Here is a 24,657-nt window from a genome sequence, read left to right as displayed (position 1 = left end):
CCGTTCCTCCTTTCCCGCCTCTCTGGACGGGTCTTTAAAGGACGTTCGGACCGCTTGACATGGTATCGGATGTGACACGCCGTCTTGACGCTGGTCTGCACCCCAGAATATTGTTACTCTGTGTAACCGAGGGGGGTTCACCTTACCGGCCCGTTCCGGCGGGCCGGACATGACGAACTAGTCGGAGGGAAGAACCAGCGTGCCTAGCGAATACGCGAAGACACTGGGTGGCAAGTTGCGCGCCATCCGCCAGCAGCAAGGACTGTCGCTGCATGGCGTGGAAGAGAAGTCCAAGGGTCGCTGGAAGGCGGTCGTCGTCGGCTCGTACGAGCGCGGCGATCGAGCCGTCACGGTCCAGAAGCTCGCGGAGCTCGCCGATTTCTACGGCGTGCCGATCCGTGAACTGCTTCCTGGGTCCGCCAGCGCGGCCGCCGCGGCTGCCGCTCCTCCCCGGTTGATCCTCGACCTGGAGGCCCTGCAACACCTCGACGCGAGCGAGGCCGGTCCGCTGACGCGGTACGCGGCCACGATCCAGGCTCAGCGCGGGGACTACAACGGCAAGGTGCTGTCGATCCGTCAGGACGACATGCGGACGCTGGCGGTCATCTACGACGAGTCGCCGACGACGCTCACCGAACGCTTCATCTCCTGGGGTGTGCTGAACCCGGAGGCGAAGGGCGAGGTCGAGGAGTCGCCGGAGGCCGCCGGAGCCTGACGCCTGAACGAAGGCACCAGACGGTCGGGGCTTGTAGCAGCTGGCCCGCGGCCGCCCGCCTTCCTTCAGCTGACCGAACAGAGCAGCAACCGCAACAACCACGCGGCGGGTATCACCTCACCGGCCGCAGAACGGGGACGCAAACGGCGGCCCGGGACCGTACCGAGACGGTCACCGGGCCTGACAACTACAGAGGGCTCGCCCCCCTCGCTTCCGCTTGCTCAGACGCCCAGTGTGGGCTTCAACTGCAGCAGTCTGGCCAGCAGTCCGTTCACGAACGTCGGGGACTCGTCGGTCGACAGGTCCCGCGCCAGCGCGACCGCCTCGCTCACCGCGACCACGTCCGGCACCTGGTCGTCGTACAGGAGCTCGTAGGCGCCGATCCGCAGGATGTTCCGGTCGACGGCCGGCATCCGGTCCAGCGTCCAGCCCACCGAATGGGTCTCGAGCAGCTCGTCGATCTGCTCGATGTGTTTCGCGACCCCCTCGACCAGCGCCACGGTGAACTCGTTCACCGGCGGGTCGTTGTCGGCCACCCGGTCGGCCAGGGTGCCGCCGACCGGCAACCCCCTGACCTCCGACTCGAACAGCACGTCGAGCGCGCGCTTGCGGGCCTTGCTCCGGGCAGACATCTTCTGTTGTCGCTTCCCTTGGTTAGTCAGCGATCAGGAGGTGACGCGGCCGAGGTAGTCCCCGGTCCGGGTGTCGACCTTGACCTTCTCGCCGGTGGTCAGGAAGAGCGGGACCTGGATCGTGTAGCCGGTCTCCAGCTTGGCCGGCTTGGTGCCGCCGGTCGACCGGTCGCCCTGCAGGCCGGGCTCGGTGTACTCGACCAGGAGCTCGACCGAGGCCGGAAGCTCGACGTACAGCGGGAGGTCGTCGTGCACCGCGACGATCGCGTCCTGGTTCTCCAGCAGGAAGTGCGAGGCGTCGCCGACCACGTCGGGCTGGATGTTGGTCTGCTCGTACGTCGACTTGTCCATGAAGACGTAGGACGAACCGTCGTTGTAGAGGTACGTCATGTCACGCTTGTCGACCGTGGCCACCTCGACCTTGACGTCGGCGTTGAAGGTCTTGTCCACCACCTTGCCGGACAGCACGTTCTTCAGCTTGGTCCGGACGACGGCGCCGCCCTTGCCCGGCTTGTGATGCTGAAACCACACGACGGACCACAGCTGCCCGTCCAGGTCAAGCACCATGCCGTTCTTGAGGTCGTTCGTCGTTGCCACGCGGGTATGCCCTTCGAGATCGATCAGCGGTAACACGTGATTGTAGCGGTCAGCACTGCATTCCTCCGATTCGCTGGACCGGGCCGGCCTTAGGCTAGGGCTCCAGACCGTGCACAGACGCGCAGGAGGCCGGCGATGACGGGGTTCGTGATCTTCGTCGTGGTGATGATCGTGGTCAGTCTGATCTCCAAGGCGCGGCAGCAGGCCACCCGCGGCAACGGTCAGCCGAACGCGCGGATGCAGGCGCTGATCGAGCGGATCCAGGCGCAGCAGGCCGGCAGCCAGCCGGTGCAGATCCACGGCCAGTTCACCCAGGCCGCCGGCCCGGGCGGACCGGCTCCGGCGCCGAGCCCGACGTTCCCGATGCAGGCCGGAAACCCGCAGGGCAGCCAGCAGGCTGCGGCCGCTCTGCAGCAGCTCATGCAAGGCGGTCGGCAGGCGCCTCGCCCTGGTGAATGGGCCACGCCCGCCCGGCCGCAGTACCCACTGCAGTACAACCCTGCGCCGTACCAGCCGGGTCCTTACCAGCCGCCGGCGCACCGGCCCCAGCAGAACAACCTACCGACGCCGAGGCAGGACCTCGACGCCAGGGTGCGCGAGTTGATGACCGCAGGCAACGAGGTCGGCGCGATCCGGTTGCTGAGCGACGAGCGCGAGCTGGGGATCCTGGAGGCACAGAAGTACGCGCGCGACCTGGTCGCCCCGCCGACGGCTCCGCGGCCGAACGAGGACGTGCTCGACGAAGGCGAGGGCCGGTACGTCGGTTCGGCCGCCTTCGCGGAGTCGATCTTCAATCTCGACGACCGCGACGAGAACGTCTGGGCCAGCGGCTGGGTCGACAAGCCCGACCCCGACGACCGCTCCGACATCGACGAGCTCTGGCAGACCGTCAGCAACCCGCCGCGCCCGGCTCCTCCCACCACGACTCAGTAACGCAGGACGCCGGTCAGTCGCGCCGGTCGCCGAGTGACTCCAGCAGTGCGCGCAGCAGGTCTGCCAGCTGCTCGCGCTCGGTCTGCGAGAGGCCTGCGAGCAACTGCGACTCGGTGTCGATGTGGGTCGGCAGCACCTTGTCGATCAGCTCGAGTCCTTCGGGCGTCAAGGTGACCAGGACGCCGCGGCGGTCGGTCTCGCTCGGCGCCCGGGTGACCAGGCCGCGGGACTCCAGCCGGTCCAGCCGCTGACTGATCGCCCCGGACGTGACCATCGACGAGTGCATCAGACCGGCCGGCGTCAGGCTGTGCTCGGCGTTGCTGCGCCGCAGAGTCGCCAGGACGTCGAACGACGCGCGGTCCAGGTCGTGTTTGGCGAAGTTCCGCCGCAGCTCGGCGTCGAACAGCGCGCCGAGCCGGCCCATCCGCCCGATGATGCCCATCGGCGACGGGTCCAGGTCGGGCCGGCGAGTGCGCCATTGCTCGAGGACCAGGTCGACGTGATCTGCCATGGGTCCAGCGTAGCGCCAGATTGCTTAGCGATGAGCGACTTGAAAGTTACTTAGCACTGAGATACTTTATCTTAGTGCTAAGCAATCGACGACTCTTCCTGCTCCTGACCACGGCGATCGCACCGATGCTGTGGGGCACCACCTATGTGGTCACCACCGAGTTCCTGCCGCCGCATCGCCCGCTGCTGGCCGCGCTGCTGCGCGCGTTGCCGGCCGGTCTCCTGCTCGTCGCGATCACGCGGGTCCTGCCGCGCGGCAGCTGGTGGTGGCGTTCGCTCGTCCTGGGCACGCTCAACATCGGCGCCTTCAACGCCCTGCTGTTCGTCGGCGCGTACCGGCTGCCGGGCGGCGTGGCCGCGACGGTCGGTGCGATCCAGCCACTGCTGGTCGCGCTGCTGTCCGCGGGTCTGTTGCGGCAGCGCCTGTCTCTTCGCACCGTCCTCACTGCCATCGCCGGAGTGTTCGGGGTCGGCCTGCTGGTACTCCGTGCGACTGCACGACTCGACACCTGGGGCGTGCTCGCAGCGGCCGGCGGTGCGGTCGTCATGGCGTTCGGGGTCGTGCTCAGCAAGCGCTGGACGTCCCCCGCTCCCCTGCTGGCCACGACCGGATGGCAGCTGGTGGCCGGTGGGCTCGTGCTCCTGCCGGTGACGTTCTTGGTCGAGGGTGCATTCCCCGCCTTCACACTGCGGAACCTCGCCGGCTACTCGTACCTGGCTCTGTTCGGCTCCGCGATCGCCTATGCCTTGTGGTTCCGCGGACTCCGCGAGCTCGTCCCGACCGAGGTCACGTTCCTCGGCCTGCTGAGTCCGGTAGTAGCCACCACCCTCGGCTGGCTGCTCCTGGCCCAGCACCTCACAACGCTGCAGGCCGTCGGCGGCTTCGTCGTACTGGCAGCGCTCGTCACCGCACAGGTCCGCCGTACGCCGAAGAAGCCGGTCGTCGAGACACGGGTACTCGTCCCGGCCGGGGAGGGGTGCTGAGAATGCGGATCCTCGTGTGGGGAGCGACGGGCTCTGTCGGAAGCCGGGTTGTCGCCGAGGCAACCGCTCGCGGTCAGAGCGTCACCAGCGTCAGCCGGTCCGGCTCGGATCACCTGCGCGGTGATGCCTCCGACCCGGAGGACGTGGCGCGCTTGAGTGCTGGGCACGACGTCGTCATCAGCGCGACCCGGCCGCGGGACGGGAGTGAAGGTGAGCTCGTGGACACGGCCAAGGCTCTGCTGATCGGGCTGCGCGGCAGTGGCGCGCGTCTGGTTCTGGTAGGCGGTGCAGCGAGCCTGATCGTGCCAGGGAGCGAGCTGACGCTCATGGAGTCCCCGGAGTTCCCGGCAGCGCTGTTGCCGATCGCCCGAGCATGCGCCGCGCAGTACGCGCTGGTGCGGTCAGCTGATGCGTTGGACTGGACGTATGTGAGTCCGCCGGCCCTGCTGGAGCCTGGTACGCGCACCGGGCGGTACCGCAAGGGCTACGACCACCTCGTGACCAGTGCAGCCGGCGAGTCCTCCATCTCGGTCGAGGACTTCGCCGTCGCACTGGTCGACGAGGCGGAGCAGGCTCAGCACATCGGACAGCGCTTCACCGTTGGCTACTAGATCAAGCCTTCGCGGAGTGCGTACGCGACGGCGTGTGAGCGGTTTCTGAGTTGCAGGCGGCTGGTGACGTCGTGCAGGACGTTCTTGACCGTGCGCTCCGAGTACGACAGCTCGCGCGCGATCTCTTGCGTGTCCTTGCCGTCCGCAACGAGTCGCAGTACCTGCGTCTCCCGGTCGGACAGACCGGTGTGGGTCAGCCCGCGCGGCGCCAGCACATGCCGCTGCATGCGCGACACCTGACCGAGCAACCGTCCGAGCAGGTCAGGTGGCAGGCTCCCGTCACCCGCAGCGGCGGCCTGCACCAGGTGCACGATGCGGTCGGCGGTCGCCTCGGTACGTCGCAGTACGCCGGAGACCCCCAGCTCGACCGCGGTCATCAGCGCCTCGTCGTCGATCGAGCTGCCGATCAGCACGGTCCGGCGGCAGCCCCGCTGTGTCGCCGACCGCAGTACGTGCACGGCGCCGGCGTCCAGCGCGTCGACGGCGACCAACGCGACCACTGGCGGGGCGGTGCGCTGTCCGGCCGACGGCGCCGGCAAGAGAGGCTGCAGCTCGGCGTCGCCGATCAGGTTGACCTCCGGCCGCTGCCGCAGCGTGTGCACCAGCCCGAACTGCGAGAGCGGGTCGAGCGCCTTCACCCAGACCGGAATCCGGTTCTCCCCACGGTGGTGCCCGAGATGTTGCCCGTGGTGTTGCGTCATACGAACCCCCAAGTCGTCATTGTCCGCCCGATCGTGCTGCCCACACCTAACCTGATGCCCGAAAGGGCAGATCGGTTACGAATCGAGCGTCGTGAGCGCGCGGAGGGCGAGACGGTAGGAGTCGAGACCGAAGCCGGCGATCGTGCCGGTGGCCACGCCGGCGACGACGCTGGTGTGCCGGAAGTCCTCGCGGGTGGCGGGGTTGGTCAGGTGGATCTCGATCAGCGGAGCGGTCCGCTGCGCGATCGCGTCCCGCAGCGAGTACGAGTAGTGGGTGAACGCGGCCGGATTGAGGACGACCGGTGTCCGGCCGTCGGCCGCCTCGTGCAGCCAGCCGACCAGTTCGGCCTCGTCGTCGGTCTGCCGCACCTCGACCTCGAGCCCGAGTTCGGCGCCGGTCTTCTCGCACACCCCGACCAGCTCGGCGAAGGTCGTCGTACCGTACTTCTCCGGCTCCCGCGACCCCAGCCGCCCGAGGTTCGGCCCGTTCAGTACCAGCACCCGCCTGCTCACATCCGTCACAGCACTCACCCTAGCGGCAGCCCGTCGAAGGCCGTTTCGGCTTCGGTCACGGCATCCGGGTACCGGTCGTCGGCGCGCTGACCGGCGTCGATGGCGGCCCAGTTGCGACGGGACAGGACCCGCTGGACCGACACCACCTGGGCGGCCAGGAGTTCGCCTGCGAGATCGCCTCCGAGGGCGTCCGCGAGCGCGCTCTCGTCGTCGTCCATGAACTGGTAGAGCCGGGTCGTCAGCGCAGGCGTGGTGAAGACGAGCCGGTAGTACGCGAGGACCTGCGGGTGGTCGTTCAGGCCGGTGATGGGGTCGCGCGCGACGAGCCCGGCGAGGAAGTGCTCGCGCAAGGCCCGGACGGGCGGAACCGCGGCTGCCGTGACGACGCGGGCGGACTCGTGCCGGTGGTCGGCGATCCGGTGCAGCACGAGGTCCTGCTTGGTCGGGAAGTACTTGAACAGCGTCGGCTTGGAGACGTCGGCGGCCGCGGCGATGTCGGTCACCGACACCTCGTCGAAGCCGCGCTCCAGGAACAGCGCGATCGCCGCCTCGGACAGGGCGTCGTACGTCTGCTGCTTCTTCCGCTCGCGAAGTCCGGTCACGAGCCCATGTTAACCTAGGCAAAAGATTGACCGGGTTAATCTTTTGTGGAGGCGCGATGCGGGACATCAGCGAGGAGCGTGCGTACGCCGAGCGGTGCCGGGAGGCGCTGCACCGGATGGTCGCCGGCGCGCGGGAGAACGTGGCCGTCGGCGAGCACACCTGGGGCGACCGCTACACGGCCGAGCGGCTGGGCTACTACCTCAAGACGCTGGCCAGGGACATCGCCGAAGAGGGCGAGAACCCGCCCTTCTTCGGCGTCATCGCGCACGACGCCGACGCGGGCGAGCACAGCCGCCAGACCTACTACCTCGGGCGCCGGCACATCGCGGACGCGATCGGCCGGCCGCCGATGGTGATCGACTGGCGCGCGCCGGTGTCCGCCGCGTTCTACCAGGCATCCGCCGTCGAGCCGCGCGGTATCGACACCCGGCGCCGCTTCGGCTGGTCGGCCGGCGTCCTCACCGGCTTCGAGGACGAACACCTCCGGTCCGGCGGACCGTCGACACCTGGCGAGCTCGTACGGCGCGAGATCGAGCGCGCCCGGGTCGGTCCGATGCGGGACATCGTCGCCACGATCCAGCCCGACCAGGACACGCTGGTCCGGACCGGCCTCGACGTCTCGGTCTGCGTCCAGGGCGCGCCGGGCACCGGCAAGACCGCGGTCGGCCTGCATCGCGCCGCCTACCTCCTGTACGCGCACCGGTCGCGGCTCGAACGCACGGGTGTCCTCGTTCTCGGGCCGAACCGCGCGTTCCTGCACTACATCTCCGCCGTGCTCCCGACACTCGGCGAGGTGAACGTCGAGCAGACCACGATCGAGCAACTGCTGGATCGCGAGGTGCGCGCGACCGACGCTCCGGCGGCGGCCGCGGTCAAGCACGACGCCCGGATGGCCGATGTGCTGCGGAAGGCGGTGTACGACCGGATCCGACCACCGGAGCAGGCGCTCGTCGTGAACGACGAGTCGTACAGGTGGCGGGTCGCCCAGCACGAGTTCGCGGAGATGGTGGCCGAGGCCGAGGCGACGACGTACCTGACCGGCCGGGAGCGGGTCGTCGCCCGCCTGGTCGCGGCGCTGCAACGGCAGGCCGAGGCGCGCGGACAGAACTGCAATGGCGCCTGGCTGCGACGGATGGCTCGTGGCGTGACGCCGTACGTCGACGCGGTGTGGCCGCATCTGAAGGCCGACGACGTGCTGGCCGAGTACCTGAGTGACCCCGGTCAGGTAGGCATCCTGACGTCCGACGAGCAGCGGGCGATCGCGTGGCCGCGGCCGCGGAAGGCGAAGAGCGCCCGCTGGACGGCGGCGGACGCGGTGCTGCTCGACGAGGTGAGTGCGTTGCTGGAGCGCCCGCCGACGTACGGGCATGTGATCGTGGACGAGGCGCAGGACCTCTCCCCCATGCAATGCCGAGCGATCGCGCGGCGCAGCGAGCACAGCTCGATCACGGTGCTCGGCGACCTCGCGCAGGGTACGGCGGCGTGGGCCGCAACCGACTGGCAGACGCAGCTCGCCCATCTCGGGAAGCCGTCCGCCGAAATCGTTGCGCTGAGCACCGGCTACCGGGTTCCGGCGACCGTGGTCGAGCTGGCAAATCGTCTCCTGACCGCGCTCGACGCCGACGTACCGCCGACCATGTCGTACCGCTCCGACGGCGAGCTCACCGTTGCCAGGGTCGATGACCTGGCGGCCGCCTGCGTCGACAGCGTCCGGCGCGCGCTCGACGCCGAGGGGTCGATCGGCGTGATCGCGGCCGATGACCAACTGCCGGTGTTGACCGATGCGTTGAAGGCGGCCGGGATCGAGACCTCCTCGGCCGACATGGACGGCCGCGTGACCGTCGTCCCGGCAAGCCTCGCCAAGGGGCTCGAGTACGACCATGTGATCGCCGTTGAGCCGGCCGACATCGTCGCGGCGGAGACGCGCGGCCTCAACCGGCTGTACGTCGTCCTCACCCGGGCGGTGTCCCGGCTGGACATCCTGCACAGCCGGGATCTGCCTCCTGAGCTCTAGCTCCAGGGTGCGCCGGGGCCGCCCATGCGCTGCGCGTACGGCGTACCGTGGCCGAGCTCACCGCGACGGATCGGCTTGTCGGTGAACGCGGATGCGTAGATGGCCGCTGCGAGTTCGAGCGTGTTGCGCGCCTCCGCCAGCGTCACCGGCGCCGGCTCCCCCGCGGCCTTGGCGTCGAGGATCGCGGCGAGCTGCGCGGTGTGACCGCTCGCGACGTCGGGCAGCTCGGCCGACCAGGCATCCGCGACGGCCTCGTGACCCGGCGCCGGCGTGATCGTCCAGTCCGGGTTCTTGTACCCGTACAGGTGCTCCAGCTCGACGGTCGCGTTCTCGCAGTCGAACCGCAGCTGCGACGTCTGCCGGGCCGAAACCAGCGAGTTCACGATCGACGCGACCGCGCCGTTCTCGAACGTCACGAGCGCCATCGACACGTCCTCGGTCTGCGTCGGACGGGCCTGCCGGGCGGCCAGCGCGGTCACCTTCTCCCACGGGCCGAGGACCGACAGCAGCAGGTCGTACTGGTGGATGCCGTGCCCCATCGTCGGGCCGCCGCCCTCGACGTCGAACGTGCCGCGCCACGGCACCGCGAAGTACGCGTCGTCGCGGTACCAAACGGTGTTGCACAGGGCAACCAACGGGCGGCCGAGGAGTCCGTCGGCGAGCAGTTCGCGCAGCCGGACCGCGCCGGATCCGAACCGGTGCTGGAACACGCACGCGACTTGCGCCGCGGACTTCTCCTCCGCCGCCACCAGCGCGTCGAACTCGTCCAGCGACAGCGTCGGCGGCTTCTCCAGGTACACGTCGACATCCGCCGCGAGGCACTCGGCAGCCAGCGGGACGTGCGAGTTCGGCGGGGTGCACAGATGGACGAGGTCGACCTGCTCGGCCGCGAGCAGGTCGGTCAGGCTCGGGTAGGTCGCCGGGATGTTCCACTGGGCGGCGAACTCCTTCGCCCGGTCCAGATCGACGTCGACGGCCGCGACCAGCTCGGCCCGGTCCGGCAGCGCGGCGACGGCCCGAGCGTGCGAGCCGGCGATCCCACCGGTCCCGACGATCGCGATCCGGTGCTTGCGGTCAGTCATGGAAAGCCCTTTCCGAGGCGTAGGCAGTATCGTCCGCCACCCCGGCGCCGTTCCACAACCCGCAGCCCACCATCTGACCGCATCCGGTCACCCGGTCGCCCCGGCTCTCCCGACCGCTCCGTGGGTACTGCGGACCTGGGTCACTCACCAACCGAAGCACCACGAGCCGCTGCACGCTCAACTCCGCGCCCGGACCACCCGGCAACCAGGGTTGGTGAGTGGCCCAGGTCCGGTGACTACTCGCGGATGTGTCAGGAGATGCGCTCGACGGCAAGCGCGCTCGGTTGGTGGATCAACTGATCTCGCCGTACGCCGCGACCAGGAGGCTCGGGTCGGGAGCCTCGAGGATGGTCGGCTTCGCCAGCGCGTCGAGGACGACGAAGCGGAGCCGGTCGGCGCGGGTCTTCTTGTCGAGCTTCATCGCGTCCTGCAGATGCGGCCAGGCGTCGGCGCGGTAGCTGACCGGGAGGCCGAGCGACTCCAGGACGGCGCGGTGCCGGTCGGCGGTCGCGTCGTCGAGGCGGCCGGCCGCGCGGGCCAGCTCGGCGACGAACACCATGCCGATGCTGATCGCGGCACCGTGGCGCCACTTGTACCGCTCGACGCGCTCGATCGCGTGGCCGAGCGTGTGCCCGTAGTTCAGCGCCTCGCGCCCGATCCGGCCGCCGGCCGTCGTCGTCCGCTCGCGGAGATCCGCGCCCACGGTGTCGGCCTTGACCTGGATCGACCGGGCGATCAGCTCCTCGGTCGCGGCGTACGACGGACTCGTCGCGCCGGACGGGTCCTTCTCGACCAGATCGAGGATGACCGGGTCGGCGATGAAGCCGCACTTCACGACCTCGGCGAGGCCGCTGACGTAGTCGTTGACCGGCAGCGTCTCCAGCGCGGCCAGGTCGCACAGCACACCGGCCGGCTCCCAGAACGCGCCGACCAGGTTCTTGCCCTCCGCGGTGTTGATCCCGGTCTTGCCGCCGACGGCCGCGTCGACCATGCCGAGCAGGGTGGTCGGGATGTGCACGACCTTGACGCCGCGCAGCCAGGTGGCCGCGACGAAACCGGCGAGGTCGGTCGTCGTCCCGCCGCCGACGCTGACGATCGCGTCCGAGCGGGTGAAGCCGGCCTGGCCGAGGACCGACCAGCAGTAGGCCAGCACCTCGGCGGTCTTGGCCTCCTCGGCGTCCGGGATCTCGATCGCGTGCGCGGTGAAGCCCGACCCAGTCAGGTCGTCGCGGATCGCGTCGCCGGTCTCGCGCAGTGCGCGCGGGTGGACCACCGCCACCCGCTGCACGCCCTCGCCCAGCAGGCCGGGCAGTTCGCCGAGCAGGTTGTCGCCGATCACAACGTCGTACGGCGCGGCGGCCTGGACGCGGATCCGCGCGCTCACGGGAGCTGCCCCAGGATCTCGTCGGCGATCTGGTCCGGGGTCTTGCCGTCCGTCATCACGGTCAGCTTGGCGACCTCGGCGTACAACGGCCGCCGGGCTTCCATCAGGTTGCGCAACTGGGTGCGGACGTTGCCGAGCAGGAGCGGCCGGGCGACGCTCAGCCCGACGCGCTTGGACGCCTCGCCGAGGCTGACGTCGAGGAACACCACTGTGTGGCCGGCCAGGTCCGCCCGGGTCGCGGGGTCCAGGATCGCGCCGCCGCCGAGCGACAGCACCTCGCCGTCGCTCTGCAGCGCGGCGACGATCGCGGCCCGCTCCAGCGCGCGGAAATGCGGCTCGCCCTCGTCGACGAAGATCTCCGAGATCGGCTTGCCCGCGCCGGCTTCGACGTCGGAGTCGGTGTCGCGATGCCTGGCTTCCAGCCGCTCGGCCAGCAGGGCCGCGATCGTGGACTTGCCCGATCCGGGCGGGCCGACCAGGACGACGACGGGGCTCACTCCCACTCCCGCGGGGTGATCGTGGCCGGCAGGTTCGCGAGGTACGACTGGTGGTTGCGCGCGGTCTCCGCGACCGAGTCGCCGCCGAACTTCTCCAGCGACACCTCGGCCAGCACCAGCGCGACCATCGCCTCGGCGACGATGCCGGCCGCCGGTACGGCGCAGACGTCCGAGCGCTGGTGGTGCGCCGCGGCGGCCTCGCCGGTCGCGGTGTCGATCGTGCGCAGCGCCCGCGGAACGGTCGCGATCGGCTTCATCGCGGCGCGCACCCGGAGCGTCTCACCGGTGCTCATGCCGCCCTCGGTGCCGCCCGAACGGCCGCTGGTCCGCCGGACCGCGCCGTCCTCGGCGACGATCTCGTCGTGCGCCTGAGAACCCGGGGTCCGGGCCAGCTCGAAGCCGTCGCCGAGCTCGACGCCCTTGATCGCCTGGATGCCCATCAGCGCACCGGCCAGCTTGGAGTCGAGGCGGCGGTCCCAGTGCACGTAGCTGCCGAGGCCAGGCGGTAGCCCGTCGACGACGACCTCGACGACGCCGCCGAGCGTGTCACCGGCCTTCTGCGCGGCGTCGATCTCGGCGACCATCTGCTTGCTCGCGTCCGGGTCCAGGCAGCGCACCGGGTCCGCGTCCAGCTTCGCGACGTCGGAGTACGCCGGGATCACGCCGTACGGCGCCTTCACGGTGCCGAGCTCGACGACGTGGCTGACGATCGTCACGCCGTACGCCTGGCGGAGGAAGCGGGCCGCGACCTCGCCGAGCGCGACCCGGGCCGCGGTCTCGCGGGCACTGGCCCGCTCGAGCACCGGGCGGGCCTCGTCGAACCCGTACTTCTGCATGCCGGCCAGGTCGGCGTGACCGGGTCGCGGCCGGGTCAGCGGCGCGTTCCGGGCCAGGCCCTCGAGGGTCTCGGCGTCCACCGGGTCGGCGCTCATCACCTGCTGCCACTTGGGCCACTCGGTGTTCCCGACCTGGATCGCGACCGGGCTGCCGAGGGTCAGCCCGTGCCGGAACCCGCCGACGAACGTCACCTCGTCCCGCTCGAACTTCATCCGGGCGCCGCGGCCGTAGCCCAGCCGACGACGAGCCAGGGCGTCGGCCACGTCGTCCGTGGTGACCTCAACGCCTGCGGGAAGACCTTCGAGTACGGCGACGAGCGCTTGTCCGTGCGACTCGCCGGCGGTGAGCCAGCGCAGCATGGGCCCGATTCTTTCACGTCCGTCCCGACCCGCAGACACGGGTCTCAGACTCAGCCGCAGGCCTGGTTCTCCTGGGTCGGGCCGGTGCGGACCGCGAGGACCGCGTTGAAGGTCTTGGCGATCGGGGAGTCCTGACAGCTGGTGCTGGCCGTGGCTGCCTGACCGCCGGCGATCGCGGCGCCCGTGAGGGCCGCTGTGGCGAGGGCCGCCACGGCCAGGCGCCCGGCGGTACGACGGAATGCGGTGGTCATCATGCGCTCCTTCGAACGATCTGCTGATACAACGACCGTAGAAGCCGGAAGCGCCGCACGAACTGGCCCTGGAACCCGTCCTGGGGTAGCGCTGGCACCACCCCTCTATAGGGTCCTGGCATGACGCAGGGCATGACTCGAGGGGCTGAGGAGACGTGGCGGGCGCGGGTGCGTGGGTGCCTGCTGGGCGGTGCGATCGGGGACGCGCTCGGCGGACCGGTCGAGTTCGAGGACGCCCGGACGATCCTCGCGAAGCACCCGGACGGCGTACGGGCGTTCGTCGCCGGCGGTTGGCCCGCGGGGACGGTCACGGACGACACCCAGATGACCCTGTTCACGGTCGAAGGCCTGATCCGGGCGAGCGTCCGGACCGACCGCGGGCTGGGCTTCACCGTCGGCGTCGTCCACCACGCGTACGACCGGTGGCTGGACACGCAGAACCTGCCGGGCCCGACCGGTGCACCTGACGGCTGGCTGCTGGGCGAGCAGTGGCTGTACGCCCGCCGCGCTCCGGGCAACACCTGCCTGACCGCGCTGACGCAGGCGCGCAAGGGCGAGCCCCGGATCCGGCAGTACGGCGATCAGGCCGTCAATGACTCGAAGGGCTGCGGCGGCGTCATGCGGGTCGCGCCGTTCGGGCTGCTGCCCGACTACTTCCCGGCCGACTGGGTCTTCGACTCGGCCGCGACCGCCGCCGGGTACACGCACGGCCACCCGACCGGCAAGCTCGCGTCCGGCGCACTGGCGGCGATCATCCGCGAGCTGTGCGCCGGAGCGAGCCTCGACGAGGCGATCACCCGCGCCACCAGCCTGCTCGTCCAGCACGAGGGCCACGAGGAGACCAGTACGGCGCTCGCGCTCGCCCGGCAGCTGGCCGCGACGGCGGAACCCGGACCCGTCACGGTCGAGCGCCTCGGCGGCGGCTGGGTCGCGGAAGAGGCGCTCGCCATCGCCGTGTACGCCGCTCTGGCCTGTCCGGAGCCCGACCAGTTCCTCGACGCGCTCGCGCTGGCCGTCACGCATTCAGGCGACAGCGACTCGACCGGCGCGATCTGCGGGAACCTCCTCGGCGCCCTCCACGGCGAGACGGCGCTGCCCGCCGAGCTCGTCTTCACCGTCGAGGGACGTCCGGTCATCCTCCAGCTCGCCGACGACTTCGCGCTGGAGTTCACCCAAGGCAGGCGGCTGCACGGCGACTACGGGCCGTTCACCGCGTGGACCAACCGCTACCCGGGCGGCTGAATCGAGAGTTTGTGGTGGAACACGTTGCGCGGATCCCACTTCGACTTGATCTGCTGCAGCCGTGGGTAGTTCCCCAGGTAGTACAGGTCGTGCCACGGCACCCCGGACGTGTTGTACGCCGGATCCGCCAGGTCTACGTCCGGATAGTTGATGTACGACCCGGCGTTGATCGCGTCCGGCACCGGGACGCCGCCCGTGCCGCGGTAGATGTCGGCGTACACCTTCCGCGCCCACCCGATGTGCTTGTCGTCGTCGGCCGCCGCGGACCACGACGCGCTCAGCACCATCTTGGCGACCACGTCCCGCTGCGCGGCGGCGGTCGCGCCGGACGGCACCGTGTTCACCTTGCCGCCGTACGGGATCAGCAGCACCGAGGACTCCGGCCCGCTGTAGGTCGTGTCCGTGAGCCCGCGGTACATGGCGAGGATCTGCTCGTCGGTGTACCCCTTCTTCAGGTAGCCGGCCTTGTACTTCCCGCGGCCGGGCGACGGCGTCTCCGCGATCGACCGCTCCATCGTGGTGTGCAGGAACGCTCCCTCGCCGACGTCGATCACCTGCGGCTTCGGGTCCACGCCGGCGACCATCGCGGCGTTGAACGCGTTCATCAGTCCGGCCGCGTCCGGCGCGGCCGCGTCGATCTGCGTGGACAGCAGGAACTGGCCCGCCGACGAGTGCGTGAGGATGAACGGCGCGTAGAGCGTCGCGTACGGCGAGTCGGCGGTGTTGTGCTGCTCGAAGAACGTGAACCAGTTCCGCACCGTGCGCAGGAACCCGGCTGGCGTCATCGTCTTCCAGTCGTAGAGCAGCAGGCTGGACCGCAACGCAGCCGGTGCCTTGGGCAACGAGTCGGCCGGCGACCGGCCGGACGCGCCGGCGGTCCGCATCAGGTACCGGGTGACGACGCCGAAGTTCCCGCCGCCGCCACCGGTGTGCGCCCACCACAGGTCGCGGTGCGCGTTGTCCCGCGTGGCGACGACGGACCGGGCCCGTCCACGAGCGTCGACGACGACGATCTCCACCCCGTAGAGATGGTCGACGACCGAGCCGTACTTCCTGGACAGGGGCCCGTATCCGCCCCCGGCGAAATGACCGCCGACGCCGACGCTCAGGCACCCGCCGCCCGGCACCGTGACACCCCAGCCGTAGAACAGGTCCTTGTAGACGGTCTCGAGCATCGCGCCCGCGCCGATCGAGAAGGCGCGGTACTGCGGGTCCCACGTCACGGCGTCGTACGTCGACATGTCGAGCAGCACCTCGACGTCGCTGCTGTCGACGAAGTCCTCGAAGCAGTGCCCGCCGCCGCGCACCGCGATCCGCTTCCCGCTCCGGACCGCCTCCTGCACGGCCGCGACCGCGTCCTCGGTCGACCTGATCACCCGCGCGTAGTCGGGTTTCGCGACGAACCGCCGGTTCTGGCCGCGCAGCACCAGGTCCTGGTACCGCGCGTCGTCCGGACGGATCGTGTCGCCGGCCGCGGTGGCGACGGCCGCCGACGCCCTACCAGGGATGGCGAGCGCGGCACCCGCGACAGCGGTTCCGGCCAGGAGACCACGACGACTGACTGGCATTGAGTTTCCCTCCCGAGAGTTCGAATGCTTCGACCCTAGGAAGGCAGGCAGTGTCCGCACATCAACCATCTGGTTGAGTCCGGTACTCCCCTATCCGGCGTACAGCCGCTCCAACGGCGCGCCCAGCAGGACACCGGCCAGCGCCCCGGCGAGCATGAACGGCCCGAACGGGACCATCTGTTTGCGGGTCATCACGCGGGTCGCGATCAGCACGATCCCGACGACCGAGCCGAGGAAGAACCCGCCGTACAGACCGGACGCGAACTCGCCCCAGCCGAGCCAGCCGAGCGCGAGCCCGAGCAGCCCCGACAACCGCACGTCACCGAACCCGACGCCGCGCGGGAACGCGAACCACAGCACGTAGAACACCGCGAACCCGATCGCCCCGGCAATCGCTGCCCGGCGCAACGATCCCCACTCCCCGGTCGCCGCCGCCGCGGCCACGAGTCCGGCGCCCACGACCGCGTACGTCGGCCAGATGATCACCGACGGCAGGAACCGCGTCCGCGCGTCGATGTAGCCGAGGATCGCGCCCGCCACCGCCAGCACGAGCCACGTCGGCAGCACCGCATCCAGGCCGAGGAACAGGCCGAGCAGGCCGCCGGCGACCGCAGCCAGTCCGCCGCACCAGTACGCCGCGCGCCGGCCGGCCAGCGCCGCGTACGGGACCTTCGTCTCGCCCTCGTCCAGCTCCGGCTCGGGAATGCGGCGCAGCAGCCAGGGACCGAGCACGGCCGCCACGGGACCACAGACGACCACGCCGATCCCGGCAGCGAGCAACGCGTTGTCAGCCGGCACGATCGACGACCCTAGACGATCTACCGGCCGGCGCGCGCGGCCGCCCGCCGGGCCAGCACCCGCGCGAGCACCAGAGCAGCGGCAACGAACAGCAGGAGGAGTCCGACGAGGACCGCGACCGTGCTCCAGAAGCCTTCGTTCTCGGTGACGTACGTGATCCGCTGGTACTCGTCGTCGTTCGCCGCCTGCGCGAACGTGAAGTCGTCGGTGATCTTGCCCGGCTCGCGGTACGTCGCGGTGTACGCGGTCAGGAAGTCGGCCGGCTTCGGCAGCGCCTCCATCTCGACCCGGCCGGCGAACAACAGCTCAGGAGTGACCGCGGCGTCCGGCACCTTCGTCGCGTCCACGCGGTGCTCCGCCGCGACGTACACCGTGACCGTCTGCGTCGTGGTCGCGCCCTTGCTCAGCCGCATCGGGTACACGATCCGGTCCGACGCGAACGTCAGCCGCAGCGGCGGCGTCCGCCCGGACAGGCTCTCGCCGTCCTGCTTCGGCGCGAGCTTCACCGCGACGATCTCCCACTTCTCGGTCAGGTACGGCGTGAGGTTCGCGGCCAGCGTCGCCGGTACGACGTAGCCGTTCGTGCGCAGCCAGTCCGTGACGGCCGTCCCGCTCGACCCGGTGAGCCGGGTGACCGCGAACGGCCCGAGCAGCATCTGCTCCTTGACGCTCACCCCGGCTCCGGGCGCGGGGGCGCCGGCCGAGTCTCCGCGGCCGCTGCCCATGATCCCGAGATCCCGGAACGGCCAGTACGTCTTCTTCACCACGCGCTTCGGCCTGGTCGCCTGGTCGAGCCGGTAGAACAGGTCGTCGTCCTCGCCGAGTTCCACCGTCGCGGCCGCCGGGACCGGCATGATCCATGCCGCCTTCTTCGACGCGCCGCGCACCGCCATCGAGAGCGTGATCTGCTCGGTGCCGCCCGAGTGCTGCACGAGCGCGTTCTCGCCGTACGCCCGGGCCGCCGACTGCGCGTCCGGCAGGTACCCGCCGCAGGCGCACGCCCAGGCCGGAGTCACCCCGGCCGCGACGAACCCGACAGCCAGCACACCCGCGACCACCCGCCAAAGCTTCACGGGCCGAACACTAGCTAGCCGAAGGTGTACGCCGTGTGGAAGAAGTTCGACGGGTCGTACTTCTTCTTCGCGGCGTCCAGTTTCGCCGCGCTCGCGCCGTAGTACGAACTGACCGCCCGGCCGGTCTCGACGTAGTTCACGTAGGCGCCGGCGGAGAACGCACGCACAGCCCGGTGACCGTTCGCGATGAAGGTCTGCGCGCCCGTGTTCTGCGCCGAGGAGTACCACTGGATGACGGCCAGGGCGCTCCGCCACGGCCACGACGATCCGCCGGCCGGCGTCTTCGCGGCCTGTCCGCCGAGCGGGTCGAGGATGGCCGACGCCGGAGTCCCGGCCCGCGCGGCGGACTTCACCGCGCCGAGCAGGCCGGTGATCGTCGCGGCGTCCATCGGGCCCTTGAGCACGTCGGAACCGGCGAGGAAACCCTGGCGCGGACTCGTCGTACCGCCGCCGAGGTACTTGACCGCTTCCAGGTGCGACTTGACCGACAGCGTCCGCGCGGACGCCTTCGCGCCGACGAACGACTCCAACTGCGCGGCCGCCGCGGTCGCGTCGCCGGTCGTGGACACGCCGAGCACCCGGACCGACAACGTTCCGTTGCTCTTGGCATCGATGTGCAGGTTGCCCCAGACCGTGGTGGGTGCGCTCTGGGCGAACTTCTGCCAGCCACGGACGACGGCCGCGGCCTGCGACTCCGGCCAGGTCAGCCGGAAGAACCCGAGCTTCGTCGCCGGGATCGTGGCGAACTGGAACGACGTCACCACCCCCAGATTGCCGCCGCCGCTGCCGCGCAGCGCGGCGAACAGCTCGGGCTCGGACGAGGCGCTGACGGTGTGCGCCTTGCCGTCCGCGGTGACCACGCCCATCGACACGACCCGGTCACAGGTCAGGCCGTACGTCCTCGTGTGGATCCCCATCCCGCCGCCGAGGGTCAGCCCGGCCACGCCGACGGTCGGGCAGGTGCCGGTCGGCAGCGACCGGCCGTAGCGGTCGAGGAACGCGTGGACGTCGTACAGGCGGGCTCCGGCGCCGACCGTGAGGACGCCGTTCGCGTAGCTCATGGTATCCAGGCCGCCGACGTCGAACTGCAAGCCGTTGGCGATCGTCGACGCGCCGACGTACGAGTGGCCGCCGCTCTTCGCGACGAGGACGAGCTTGTTGGTGCGGGCGAAGTCGATCGCCTTCTGCACGTCGGCGGGGCTCGCCGCCTTCACCACGGCGGTCGGGCGGACGCTGTCCCAGCGCGGGTTGAAGAGCTGGTGCGCGGCGGCGTACCCCGAGGTGGAGGGCAGGTAGAGGCGGCCCTTCAGTGACCTGGCGAAGGTGTTCCAGTTCGGCCCGGCCCCCGTCTGCGTCGGCGCCGATGTGCCGGGGCTGCCGCCCGGTGTCGTGCTCGGGGTTGTGCTCGGTGTCGTGCTCGGTGTCGCGGAAGAGGTGGTGCTCGGCGGGGCTGTCGTCGAGCTGGTGGCGCTCGGGGTCTGCGACGGGCTCGCCGTACCGCCGGTGTCGTTCGTCGAGTCGCCGCAGCCGGCCACGGTGACCACGGCTCCGCCAACCCAAACGGCGCCGCCGGCTTTCAGAACGGTACGACGGTCAAGCAGGCTCACGATCCCCGAGCTCCTCACGCGCGGCAGCCCTCATGGCCGCCAGAGGAGCCGGCGACCTACCCGTCATCATCTCCACCTGGAGGGTCGCCTGATGCACGAGCAGATCAAGTCCGTTCAACAACTCCGTACCGACCCGGTGCGCCGCGATGGCGAGCCGCGTCGGCCACGGGTGGTAAGCCACGTCGAACACCACCGGCGCGACGCCGGCGAAGTGCTCGGCCCACGGGTCGGCCGCGCCGCCGGGCAGTGTCGACACGCACAGGTCGAAGCCGCCGATCTGCTCGACCTGCGAGAAGTCCGCGACCGCCGTCCGGAGCCCGAGCTCCGCGGCCAGATCGCGCAGGCGCTCGGCCTTGGCGATCTCACGGACGACGAGGGTCACCTCGCTGACCTGCAGACCGCGCAGCGCGGCGAGGGTCGAGGCTGCCGTCGCTCCACCGCCCAGCACGACCGCGGACTCGGCGGCGGTGATGCCGCGCTCGGCGAACGCGTTCACCAGCCCCGGTACGTCGGTGTTGTGCGCGGATCGAGACCCGTCCGGCTCGAGCAGCATCGTGTTCGCCGCGCCGATCAGCTCCGCGACCGGGTCCACCGTGTCCACGAGGTCGAGCGCGACGCGTTTCAAAGGCATCGTCAGCGACAGCCCACGGACGTCCTGACCGAGGCCCGCCACGAACCCGGCGAGCTCGGCTTCCTCCACCTCGTACGCGTCGTACTGCCAGTCCAGGCCGAGGGCGGCGTACGCGGCCCGGTGCATCGCCGGCGACAGCGAGTGCGCGATCGGCGAACCGAGCACCGCGCACCGCGTCATCAGCACCGGCCCTTGTGCGCCTGGCACCAGGCCTGGAGCTTCGCCACGTTCGCCTCGTGCTCCTGGTTGGTGCTGGCGAACGCGGTCTCGCCGGTGTCCAGGTTGACCAGCGTGAAGTACAGCCAGGAACCCTGCGCCGGGTTGATCGCGGCCCGCAGCTCGTCACGGGTCGGCGAGTTGATCGGCGTCGGCGGCAGGCCCTTGTGCAGATAGGTGTTGTACGGCGATGGGTCCTTCCGCTGCTCGGGCGTGGTGAAGACACCGCCGTCCCGGCCGACCACGTAGTGGATCGTCGAGTCCATCTGCAGCCGCATCCCGGCCGCGAGCCGGTTGTAGATCACCCGCGCGACCTTCGCGTAGTCCTGCGACCGGTTGGTCTCCGCGCCGATGATGCTGGCCACGATGACCGCCTGGTACGGGTCGAGCTTCTTCCGGCCCGCCGTGTTCACCAGATTCAGCGAGGCCGCGTTCTTGTTGTACTCGGCGGTCATCAGCTTGAGCATCGTGTAGGCGTTCGCGTTCTTCGGCACGTCGTACGTCCCCGGGGACAGGAAGCCCTCGGCGTTGTTGTGCGCATACGGCGGGAGGCCGAGCAGAGCGGGCTTGCCGAGCGCGGTCGCGGCAGCGCCGGCCGGCAGCTTCAGCTTCGAGCCCTGCAGGATCAGCGCGACCTCCGCCTTGGTCTTGCCGGCCGGAACGCTGATCCGGGCCACCCTGACCGACTCGGCGGTGTTCAGCATCAGCGCGAGGGCCGCCTTGGCCGACATGTGCTTGCGCAGCGTGTACGTCGCCGCCTGGATCTGCAGTGAGCGCGGGTCGTCGCGGGCCACCCGCTCGAAGGCGCGGGCGCTCTTCACGACCTCCTTCTTCTCCAAGGTGTCCGCGATCGACGCGGTCGCCTGGCCCTTGGTGATCTCGACGACCACCGTGCCGGTGCCGGCGCCCTCGTAGTCGGGTGCGGAGAACAGGCCCTCGAGCGCGTCCTTGCCCTTGCCGAAGCCGACCACCGCGCCGGCCACCAGGGCACCGACGACGAGCAGCGAGACCAGGCCGGCGAAGCAGCCGAACGCGCGCCGGCCGCGGGCGCGGCGCCGGTTGGCGCGCCGCTCCACGCGGGACTCGGCGCGCAGCCCGAGCCCGCTGCCGAGGTCCTCGCCCTCGCTGGTGTGTTCGTCTACCGACGGTCCGTTCACAGGGGCCTCCCGGGTGGGTTGCCGGTCTCGCGCTCGAGGTCGAGCGCGTGCTGGAGAATCACGACCGCCGCGGCCTGGTCGACCACGGCCCGTCGCTTCGAACCCTTCTTTCCCCGTTCCCGCAACATCCGCTCGGCGGTGACGGTGGTGAACCGCTCGTCCACCAGCCGCACCGTCGTTCCGGTGTCCTTCTCGTGCACCTTGTCCCGCACCTGCTCCGCCGTCTCCCGGATCTTCACCGCGGCCGGCCCCTCGCCCCCGGACAGGGAACGCGGCAGCCCGACCACGATCTCGAACGCCTCCAGTTCGGCGGCGAGTGCCGCGATCCTATCCAGATCGCCGGGCCCACGCCGGACGGTCTCCACAGGCGTGGCCAGGATCCCCTGCGGATCGCTGCTGGCGACGCCGATCCGGGCGTCCCCGATGTCCAGCGCGATCCGCACGCCACGTCTCATCTGACCACGTCCCTCAGCCGGTCACCTGGTGACCGATGGCGTGCTCGACGGCGCTCAGCGCGTCGCCGGCACCGGCCGCGTCCGTGCCGCCACCCTGCGCGACATCGTCCTTGCCGCCGCCCCGGCCGCCGAGCTTCTCGGCCGCGACCCGGACCAGGTCGCCGGCCTTCAGCCGCCACTCGCGAGCGGTGTCGTTGAGCGCGATCACCACGCCGGGCTTGCCGTCGTTCACGCTCAGCACGGCGACGACGGCCGGTTTGTCGTTGCCCATCCGGCCGCGGACGTCCAGCGCCAGCTTGCGCAGGTCGCCGCCGTTGACGCCGTCGGGTGCGCGATGGCCGACGTACTGGACGCCGAAGACGTCCTTCGGGTCCTTCGCGAGCTCGGCTGCGGCCTCCAGCACCCGCGCGGCGCGGACCCGCTCGAGCTCCTTCTCGGCCACCCGCAGCCGCTCGGCCAGGTCGGCGACCTTGGCGGGCAGCTCCTCCGGGCGGGCCTTCAGGTTCTCGCTCAGCAGCCGGACCAGCGCCCGCTCGCGGCCGAGGTAGTGCAGCGCCTCCATGCCGACGAACGCCTCGATCCGCCGGACCCCGGCGCCGACCGAGGACTCGCCGGTGACGGTCAGCGCGCCGACCTGCGACGAGTGCTTCACGTGCGTGCCACCGCAGAGCTCACGCGACCACGGCCCGCCGATCTCGACCACGCGGACCTGCTCGTCGTACGTCTCACCGAACAGCGCCAGCGCACCCCAGTCCCGGGCCTCTGGCAGCGACATGTACTGCGCCGACACCGGCAGGTCCTGCCGGACCGCGAGGTTCGCGACCTCCTCGATCTCCGACCGGGTCGCCGCGTCCAGCGCCGACGACCACGCGAAGTCGAGCCGCAGGTAGCCGGGCTTGTTGTACGAACCGCTCTGCAGTGCGTTCGGGCCGAGCACCTGGCGCAGCGCGGCGTGCACGACGTGCGTGCCGGAGTGCGCCTGGCAGGCCGAGACCCGCCACTCGTGGTCGACGGCCGCGTGCACGTCCTCGCCCGGGCGCAGGACGCCCTCGAGGATCTCGACCTTGTGCACGATCAGGCCCTTGACCGGCCGCTGCACGTCGAGCACCTTCAGCTTCAGGCCGTCACCGGTGATCAGGCCCTCGTCGGCGATCTGGCCGCCGGACTCGGCGTAGAACGGGGTCTTCTCGAGCACGACCTCGACGGTCTCGCCCTGCTCGGCGAACTGCGCGACCGCGCCGTCCCGGAGCAGGCCGCGGACCTGCGAGTCCGACGAGAGCTCCTGGTACCCGGTGAACTCGGTGACGCCCTTCTCCCGCAGCTCCCGGTAGCCCGAGGTGTCCGCGTGGCCGGCCTTCTTCGCGCGCGCGTCGGCCTTGGCCCGCTCGCGCTGTTCCTTCATCAGCGAGCGGAAGCCCTCGGTGTCGACGTTCAGGCCCTGCTCGGCCGCCATCTCGATCGTCAGGTCGATCGGGAAGCCGTACGTGTCGTGCAGCTGGAACGCCTTCGCGCCCTCCAGCTGGTGCGCGCCGCTCTCCTTGGTCGCCTTGACGGCGACGTCGAAGATCGTCGTACCGGCCGTGAGGGTGCGGCGGAACGCCTCCTCCTCGGCGTACGCGACCTGGCTGATCCGGCCGAAGTCGGTGACCAGCTCCGGGTACGACTTCTTCATCTGCTCCAGGCTCACCGGGAGCAGCTCGACCAGGCTCGGGTCCTCGTAGCCGAGCAGGCGCATCGAGCGGATCGCCCGGCGCAGCAGGCGGCGCAGCACGTACCCGCCCTGCTCGTTGCCCGGCGTGACGCCGTCGCCGATCAGCATCAGCGCGCTGCGCACGTGGTCCGCGACGACCCGGAACCGGACGTCGTCCTCGTGCCCGGCGCCGTACTTGCGGCCGGTCAGCTCGGTCGCCTTCTCGATCACCGGGTAGATCTCGTCGATCTCGTACATGTTGTCGACGCCCTGCAGCAGGTACGCGACCCGCTCCAGGCCGAGACCGGTGTCGATGTTCTTCTTCGGCAGCTCGCCGAGGATCGGGTAGCCCTCCTTGCCGCCGCCCTCACCGCGGATGTTCTGCATGAAGACCAGGTTCCAGAACTCCAGGTAGCGGTCGCCCGCCTCCCAGTCCCGGTCGGCGCCGAACTCCGGGCCGCGGTCGATCAGGATCTCCGAGCACGGGCCGCACGGGCCGGGGATGCCCATCGACCAGAAGTTGTCCTTCATGCCGAGCCGGACGATCCGGTCGTCGGGCAGGCCGGCGACCCGCTTCCAGATGTCGATCGCCTCGTCGTCCTCGTAGTACACCGAGGCGTACAGGACCGACTCGTCGAACCCGTAGCCGCCCTCGTTCTGGGGCTTGGTGACCAGCTCCCAGGCGTACTCGATGGCCTTGTCCTTGAAGTAGTCGCCGAAGGAGAAGTTGCCGTTCATCTGGAAGAACGTGCCGTGCCGGGTGGTCTTGCCGACCTCGTCGATGTCGAGGGTCCGCACGCACTTCTGCACGCTGGTCGCCCGCGGGTACGGCGGGGTCTGCTGGCCGACGAAGTACGGCACGAACTGGGCCATGCCGGCGACGTTGAACAGCAGGTTCGGGTCCGGCGACGGCAGCGGCGCGCTCGGCACCACGGTGTGGCCGCGGTCCTCGAAGTACTGCAGGAACCGCCGCCTGATCTCACTGGTTTCCATGGGT

At 70.4% G+C, this 24,657-nt stretch carries 25 protein-coding genes; 6 read left to right on the top strand and 19 right to left on the bottom strand.

Features of this window, described 5'->3' with window-relative positions:
* Window positions 1–199 precede the first annotated feature (199 nt).
* Window positions 200–715, top strand: coding sequence for a transcriptional regulator BldD (gene bldD / locus ACWEOO_RS29000; RefSeq protein ID WP_355478378.1), 516 nt, complete (start codon window positions 200–202; stop codon window positions 713–715).
* Window positions 716–936: 221 nt separating this feature from the next.
* On the opposite strand, the gene nusB is transcribed toward bldD, so the two are convergent.
* Window positions 937–1,347, bottom strand: a complete 411-nt coding sequence (nusB, locus tag ACWEOO_RS28995) for a transcription antitermination factor NusB (protein ID WP_363708996.1) — start codon at window positions 1,345–1,347, stop codon at window positions 937–939.
* 33 nt (window positions 1,348–1,380) lie between these two features.
* Window positions 1,381–1,914, bottom strand: coding sequence for an elongation factor P (gene efp, locus ACWEOO_RS28990; protein ID WP_359925118.1), 534 nt, complete (start codon window positions 1,912–1,914; stop codon window positions 1,381–1,383).
* A gap of 165 nt (window positions 1,915–2,079) precedes the next feature.
* Between efp and ACWEOO_RS28985 the strand changes: the two genes are divergently transcribed.
* Entirely contained in the window at window positions 2,080–2,877 is a 798-nt protein-coding gene (locus ACWEOO_RS28985) for a hypothetical protein (protein ID WP_452145719.1), read from the top strand.
* 13 nt (window positions 2,878–2,890) lie between these two features.
* Here ACWEOO_RS28985 and ACWEOO_RS28980 read toward each other — a convergent pair whose 3' ends face one another.
* Complete coding sequence (locus ACWEOO_RS28980) at window positions 2,891–3,388, bottom strand: MarR family winged helix-turn-helix transcriptional regulator (RefSeq protein ID WP_452145718.1); 498 nt, start codon at window positions 3,386–3,388, stop codon at window positions 2,891–2,893.
* Between the two features lie 74 nt (window positions 3,389–3,462).
* Between ACWEOO_RS28980 and ACWEOO_RS28975 the strand changes: the two genes are divergently transcribed.
* On the top strand, window positions 3,463–4,371 hold the full coding sequence (locus tag ACWEOO_RS28975) for an EamA family transporter (RefSeq protein ID WP_452145717.1): 909 nt from the start codon (window positions 3,463–3,465) through the stop codon (window positions 4,369–4,371).
* Window positions 4,372–4,373: 2 nt separating this feature from the next.
* Window positions 4,374–4,982: an NAD(P)-dependent oxidoreductase gene (locus ACWEOO_RS28970; RefSeq protein ID WP_452145716.1), complete on the top strand. Its 609-nt coding sequence runs from the start codon at window positions 4,374–4,376 to the stop codon at window positions 4,980–4,982.
* On the opposite strand, the gene ACWEOO_RS28965 is transcribed toward ACWEOO_RS28970, so the two are convergent.
* From ACWEOO_RS28965 to ACWEOO_RS28955, 3 genes are all read right to left on the bottom strand, one after another.
* Window positions 4,979–5,695, bottom strand: coding sequence for a LuxR C-terminal-related transcriptional regulator (locus ACWEOO_RS28965; RefSeq protein WP_452145715.1), 717 nt, complete (start codon window positions 5,693–5,695; stop codon window positions 4,979–4,981). The two genes, ACWEOO_RS28970 and ACWEOO_RS28965, sit on opposite strands and share 4 nt — an antisense overlap.
* Before the next feature lie 63 nt (window positions 5,696–5,758).
* Entirely contained in the window at window positions 5,759–6,196 is a 438-nt protein-coding gene (aroQ, locus tag ACWEOO_RS28960; RefSeq protein WP_359925115.1) for a type II 3-dehydroquinate dehydratase, read from the bottom strand.
* Window positions 6,197–6,210: 14 nt separating this feature from the next.
* On the bottom strand, window positions 6,211–6,798 hold the full coding sequence (locus ACWEOO_RS28955; protein WP_452145714.1) for a TetR/AcrR family transcriptional regulator: 588 nt from the start codon (window positions 6,796–6,798) through the stop codon (window positions 6,211–6,213).
* A gap of 56 nt (window positions 6,799–6,854) precedes the next feature.
* On the opposite strand from ACWEOO_RS28955, the gene ACWEOO_RS28950 reads away from it, so the two are divergent.
* Window positions 6,855–8,813, top strand: coding sequence for a HelD family protein (locus ACWEOO_RS28950; RefSeq protein WP_452145713.1), 1,959 nt, complete (start codon window positions 6,855–6,857; stop codon window positions 8,811–8,813).
* Here ACWEOO_RS28950 and ACWEOO_RS28945 read toward each other — a convergent pair.
* From ACWEOO_RS28945 to ACWEOO_RS28925, 5 genes are all read right to left on the bottom strand, one after another.
* A complete protein-coding gene (locus ACWEOO_RS28945) occupies window positions 8,810–9,895 on the bottom strand; it encodes a Gfo/Idh/MocA family protein (RefSeq protein ID WP_452145712.1) in 1,086 nt (361 codons plus the stop codon). The genes ACWEOO_RS28950 and ACWEOO_RS28945 overlap by 4 nt on opposite strands.
* 292 nt (window positions 9,896–10,187) lie before the next feature.
* Window positions 10,188–11,279, bottom strand: coding sequence for a 3-dehydroquinate synthase (gene aroB / locus ACWEOO_RS28940; RefSeq protein ID WP_452145711.1), 1,092 nt, complete (start codon window positions 11,277–11,279; stop codon window positions 10,188–10,190).
* Window positions 11,276–11,776, bottom strand: a complete 501-nt coding sequence (locus tag ACWEOO_RS28935; RefSeq protein ID WP_452145710.1) for a shikimate kinase — start codon at window positions 11,774–11,776, stop codon at window positions 11,276–11,278. The genes aroB and ACWEOO_RS28935 overlap by 4 nt, the downstream gene beginning before the upstream one ends.
* The gene (gene aroC / locus ACWEOO_RS28930) at window positions 11,773–12,972 is read right to left on the bottom strand and encodes a chorismate synthase (protein WP_452145709.1); all 1,200 of its coding nucleotides are present in this window, start codon (window positions 12,970–12,972) and stop codon (window positions 11,773–11,775) included. Before aroC ends, ACWEOO_RS28935 begins: the two co-directional genes overlap by 4 nt.
* A gap of 50 nt (window positions 12,973–13,022) precedes the next feature.
* A complete protein-coding gene (locus ACWEOO_RS28925) occupies window positions 13,023–13,223 on the bottom strand; it encodes a hypothetical protein (RefSeq protein WP_355691658.1) in 201 nt (66 codons plus the stop codon).
* Between the two features lie 120 nt (window positions 13,224–13,343).
* On the opposite strand from ACWEOO_RS28925, the gene ACWEOO_RS28920 reads away from it, so the two are divergent.
* Window positions 13,344–14,465, top strand: a complete 1,122-nt coding sequence (locus ACWEOO_RS28920; protein ID WP_452145708.1) for an ADP-ribosylglycohydrolase family protein — start codon at window positions 13,344–13,346, stop codon at window positions 14,463–14,465.
* Here ACWEOO_RS28920 and ACWEOO_RS28915 read toward each other — a convergent pair.
* The 8 genes from ACWEOO_RS28915 to alaS form a co-directional block, all read right to left on the bottom strand.
* Window positions 14,450–16,033, bottom strand: a complete 1,584-nt coding sequence (locus tag ACWEOO_RS28915; protein WP_452145707.1) for an FAD-binding protein — start codon at window positions 16,031–16,033, stop codon at window positions 14,450–14,452. The two genes, ACWEOO_RS28920 and ACWEOO_RS28915, sit on opposite strands and share 16 nt — an antisense overlap.
* Before the next feature lie 90 nt (window positions 16,034–16,123).
* Window positions 16,124–16,831: a prepilin peptidase gene (locus ACWEOO_RS28910; RefSeq protein ID WP_452145706.1), complete on the bottom strand. Its 708-nt coding sequence runs from the start codon at window positions 16,829–16,831 to the stop codon at window positions 16,124–16,126.
* A gap of 20 nt (window positions 16,832–16,851) precedes the next feature.
* Complete coding sequence (locus tag ACWEOO_RS28905; RefSeq protein WP_452145705.1) at window positions 16,852–17,904, bottom strand: DUF2330 domain-containing protein; 1,053 nt, start codon at window positions 17,902–17,904, stop codon at window positions 16,852–16,854.
* 14 nt (window positions 17,905–17,918) lie between these two features.
* Window positions 17,919–19,511, bottom strand: coding sequence for an FAD-binding oxidoreductase (locus ACWEOO_RS28900; protein WP_452145704.1), 1,593 nt, complete (start codon window positions 19,509–19,511; stop codon window positions 17,919–17,921).
* Entirely contained in the window at window positions 19,498–20,349 is an 852-nt protein-coding gene (locus tag ACWEOO_RS28895) for a shikimate dehydrogenase (RefSeq protein ID WP_452145703.1), read from the bottom strand. Before ACWEOO_RS28895 ends, ACWEOO_RS28900 begins: the two co-directional genes overlap by 14 nt.
* Entirely contained in the window at window positions 20,322–21,515 is a 1,194-nt protein-coding gene (gene mltG, locus ACWEOO_RS28890) for an endolytic transglycosylase MltG (RefSeq protein ID WP_452145702.1), read from the bottom strand. Before mltG ends, ACWEOO_RS28895 begins: the two co-directional genes overlap by 28 nt.
* Entirely contained in the window at window positions 21,512–21,970 is a 459-nt protein-coding gene (ruvX, locus tag ACWEOO_RS28885) for a Holliday junction resolvase RuvX (RefSeq protein WP_359923527.1), read from the bottom strand. Before ruvX ends, mltG begins: the two co-directional genes overlap by 4 nt.
* 13 nt (window positions 21,971–21,983) lie before the next feature.
* Window positions 21,984–24,653 carry an alanine--tRNA ligase gene (gene alaS / locus ACWEOO_RS28880; protein WP_452145701.1) on the bottom strand — a complete coding sequence of 890 codons (2,670 nt, stop codon included), beginning with the start codon at window positions 24,651–24,653 and terminating at the stop codon, window positions 21,984–21,986.
* Window positions 24,654–24,657 lie beyond the last annotated feature (4 nt).

It is taken from the genome of Kribbella sp. NPDC004138 (genome assembly GCF_053603655.1).
The sequence above is the reverse complement of the archived record's forward strand: the minus strand, read 5'-3'. Positions and strand labels throughout refer to the sequence as shown.

Coding starts and splice junctions, on each gene's coding strand:
- nusB (WP_363708996.1), bottom strand. CDS start 1,347: ATGTCTGCCCGGAGCAAGGCCCGCAAGCGCGCGCTCGACGTGCTGTTC.
- efp (WP_359925118.1), bottom strand. CDS start 1,914: ATGGTGCTTGACCTGGACGGGCAGCTGTGGTCCGTCGTGTGGTTTCAG.
- ACWEOO_RS28985 (WP_452145719.1), top strand. CDS start 2,080: ATGACGGGGTTCGTGATCTTCGTCGTGGTGATGATCGTGGTCAGTCTG.
- ACWEOO_RS28980 (WP_452145718.1), bottom strand. CDS start 3,388: ATGGCAGATCACGTCGACCTGGTCCTCGAGCAATGGCGCACTCGCCGG.
- ACWEOO_RS28970 (WP_452145716.1), top strand. CDS start 4,374: ATGCGGATCCTCGTGTGGGGAGCGACGGGCTCTGTCGGAAGCCGGGTT.
- ACWEOO_RS28950 (WP_452145713.1), top strand. CDS start 6,855: ATGCGGGACATCAGCGAGGAGCGTGCGTACGCCGAGCGGTGCCGGGAG.
- ACWEOO_RS28945 (WP_452145712.1), bottom strand. CDS start 9,895: ATGACTGACCGCAAGCACCGGATCGCGATCGTCGGGACCGGTGGGATC.
- aroC (WP_452145709.1), bottom strand. CDS start 12,972: ATGCTGCGCTGGCTCACCGCCGGCGAGTCGCACGGACAAGCGCTCGTC.
- ACWEOO_RS28925 (WP_355691658.1), bottom strand. CDS start 13,223: ATGACCACCGCATTCCGTCGTACCGCCGGGCGCCTGGCCGTGGCGGCC.
- ACWEOO_RS28920 (WP_452145708.1), top strand. CDS start 13,344: ATGACGCAGGGCATGACTCGAGGGGCTGAGGAGACGTGGCGGGCGCGG.
- ACWEOO_RS28915 (WP_452145707.1), bottom strand. CDS start 16,033: ATGCCAGTCAGTCGTCGTGGTCTCCTGGCCGGAACCGCTGTCGCGGGT.
- ruvX (WP_359923527.1), bottom strand. CDS start 21,970: ATGAGACGTGGCGTGCGGATCGCGCTGGACATCGGGGACGCCCGGATC.
- alaS (WP_452145701.1), bottom strand. CDS start 24,653: ATGGAAACCAGTGAGATCAGGCGGCGGTTCCTGCAGTACTTCGAGGAC.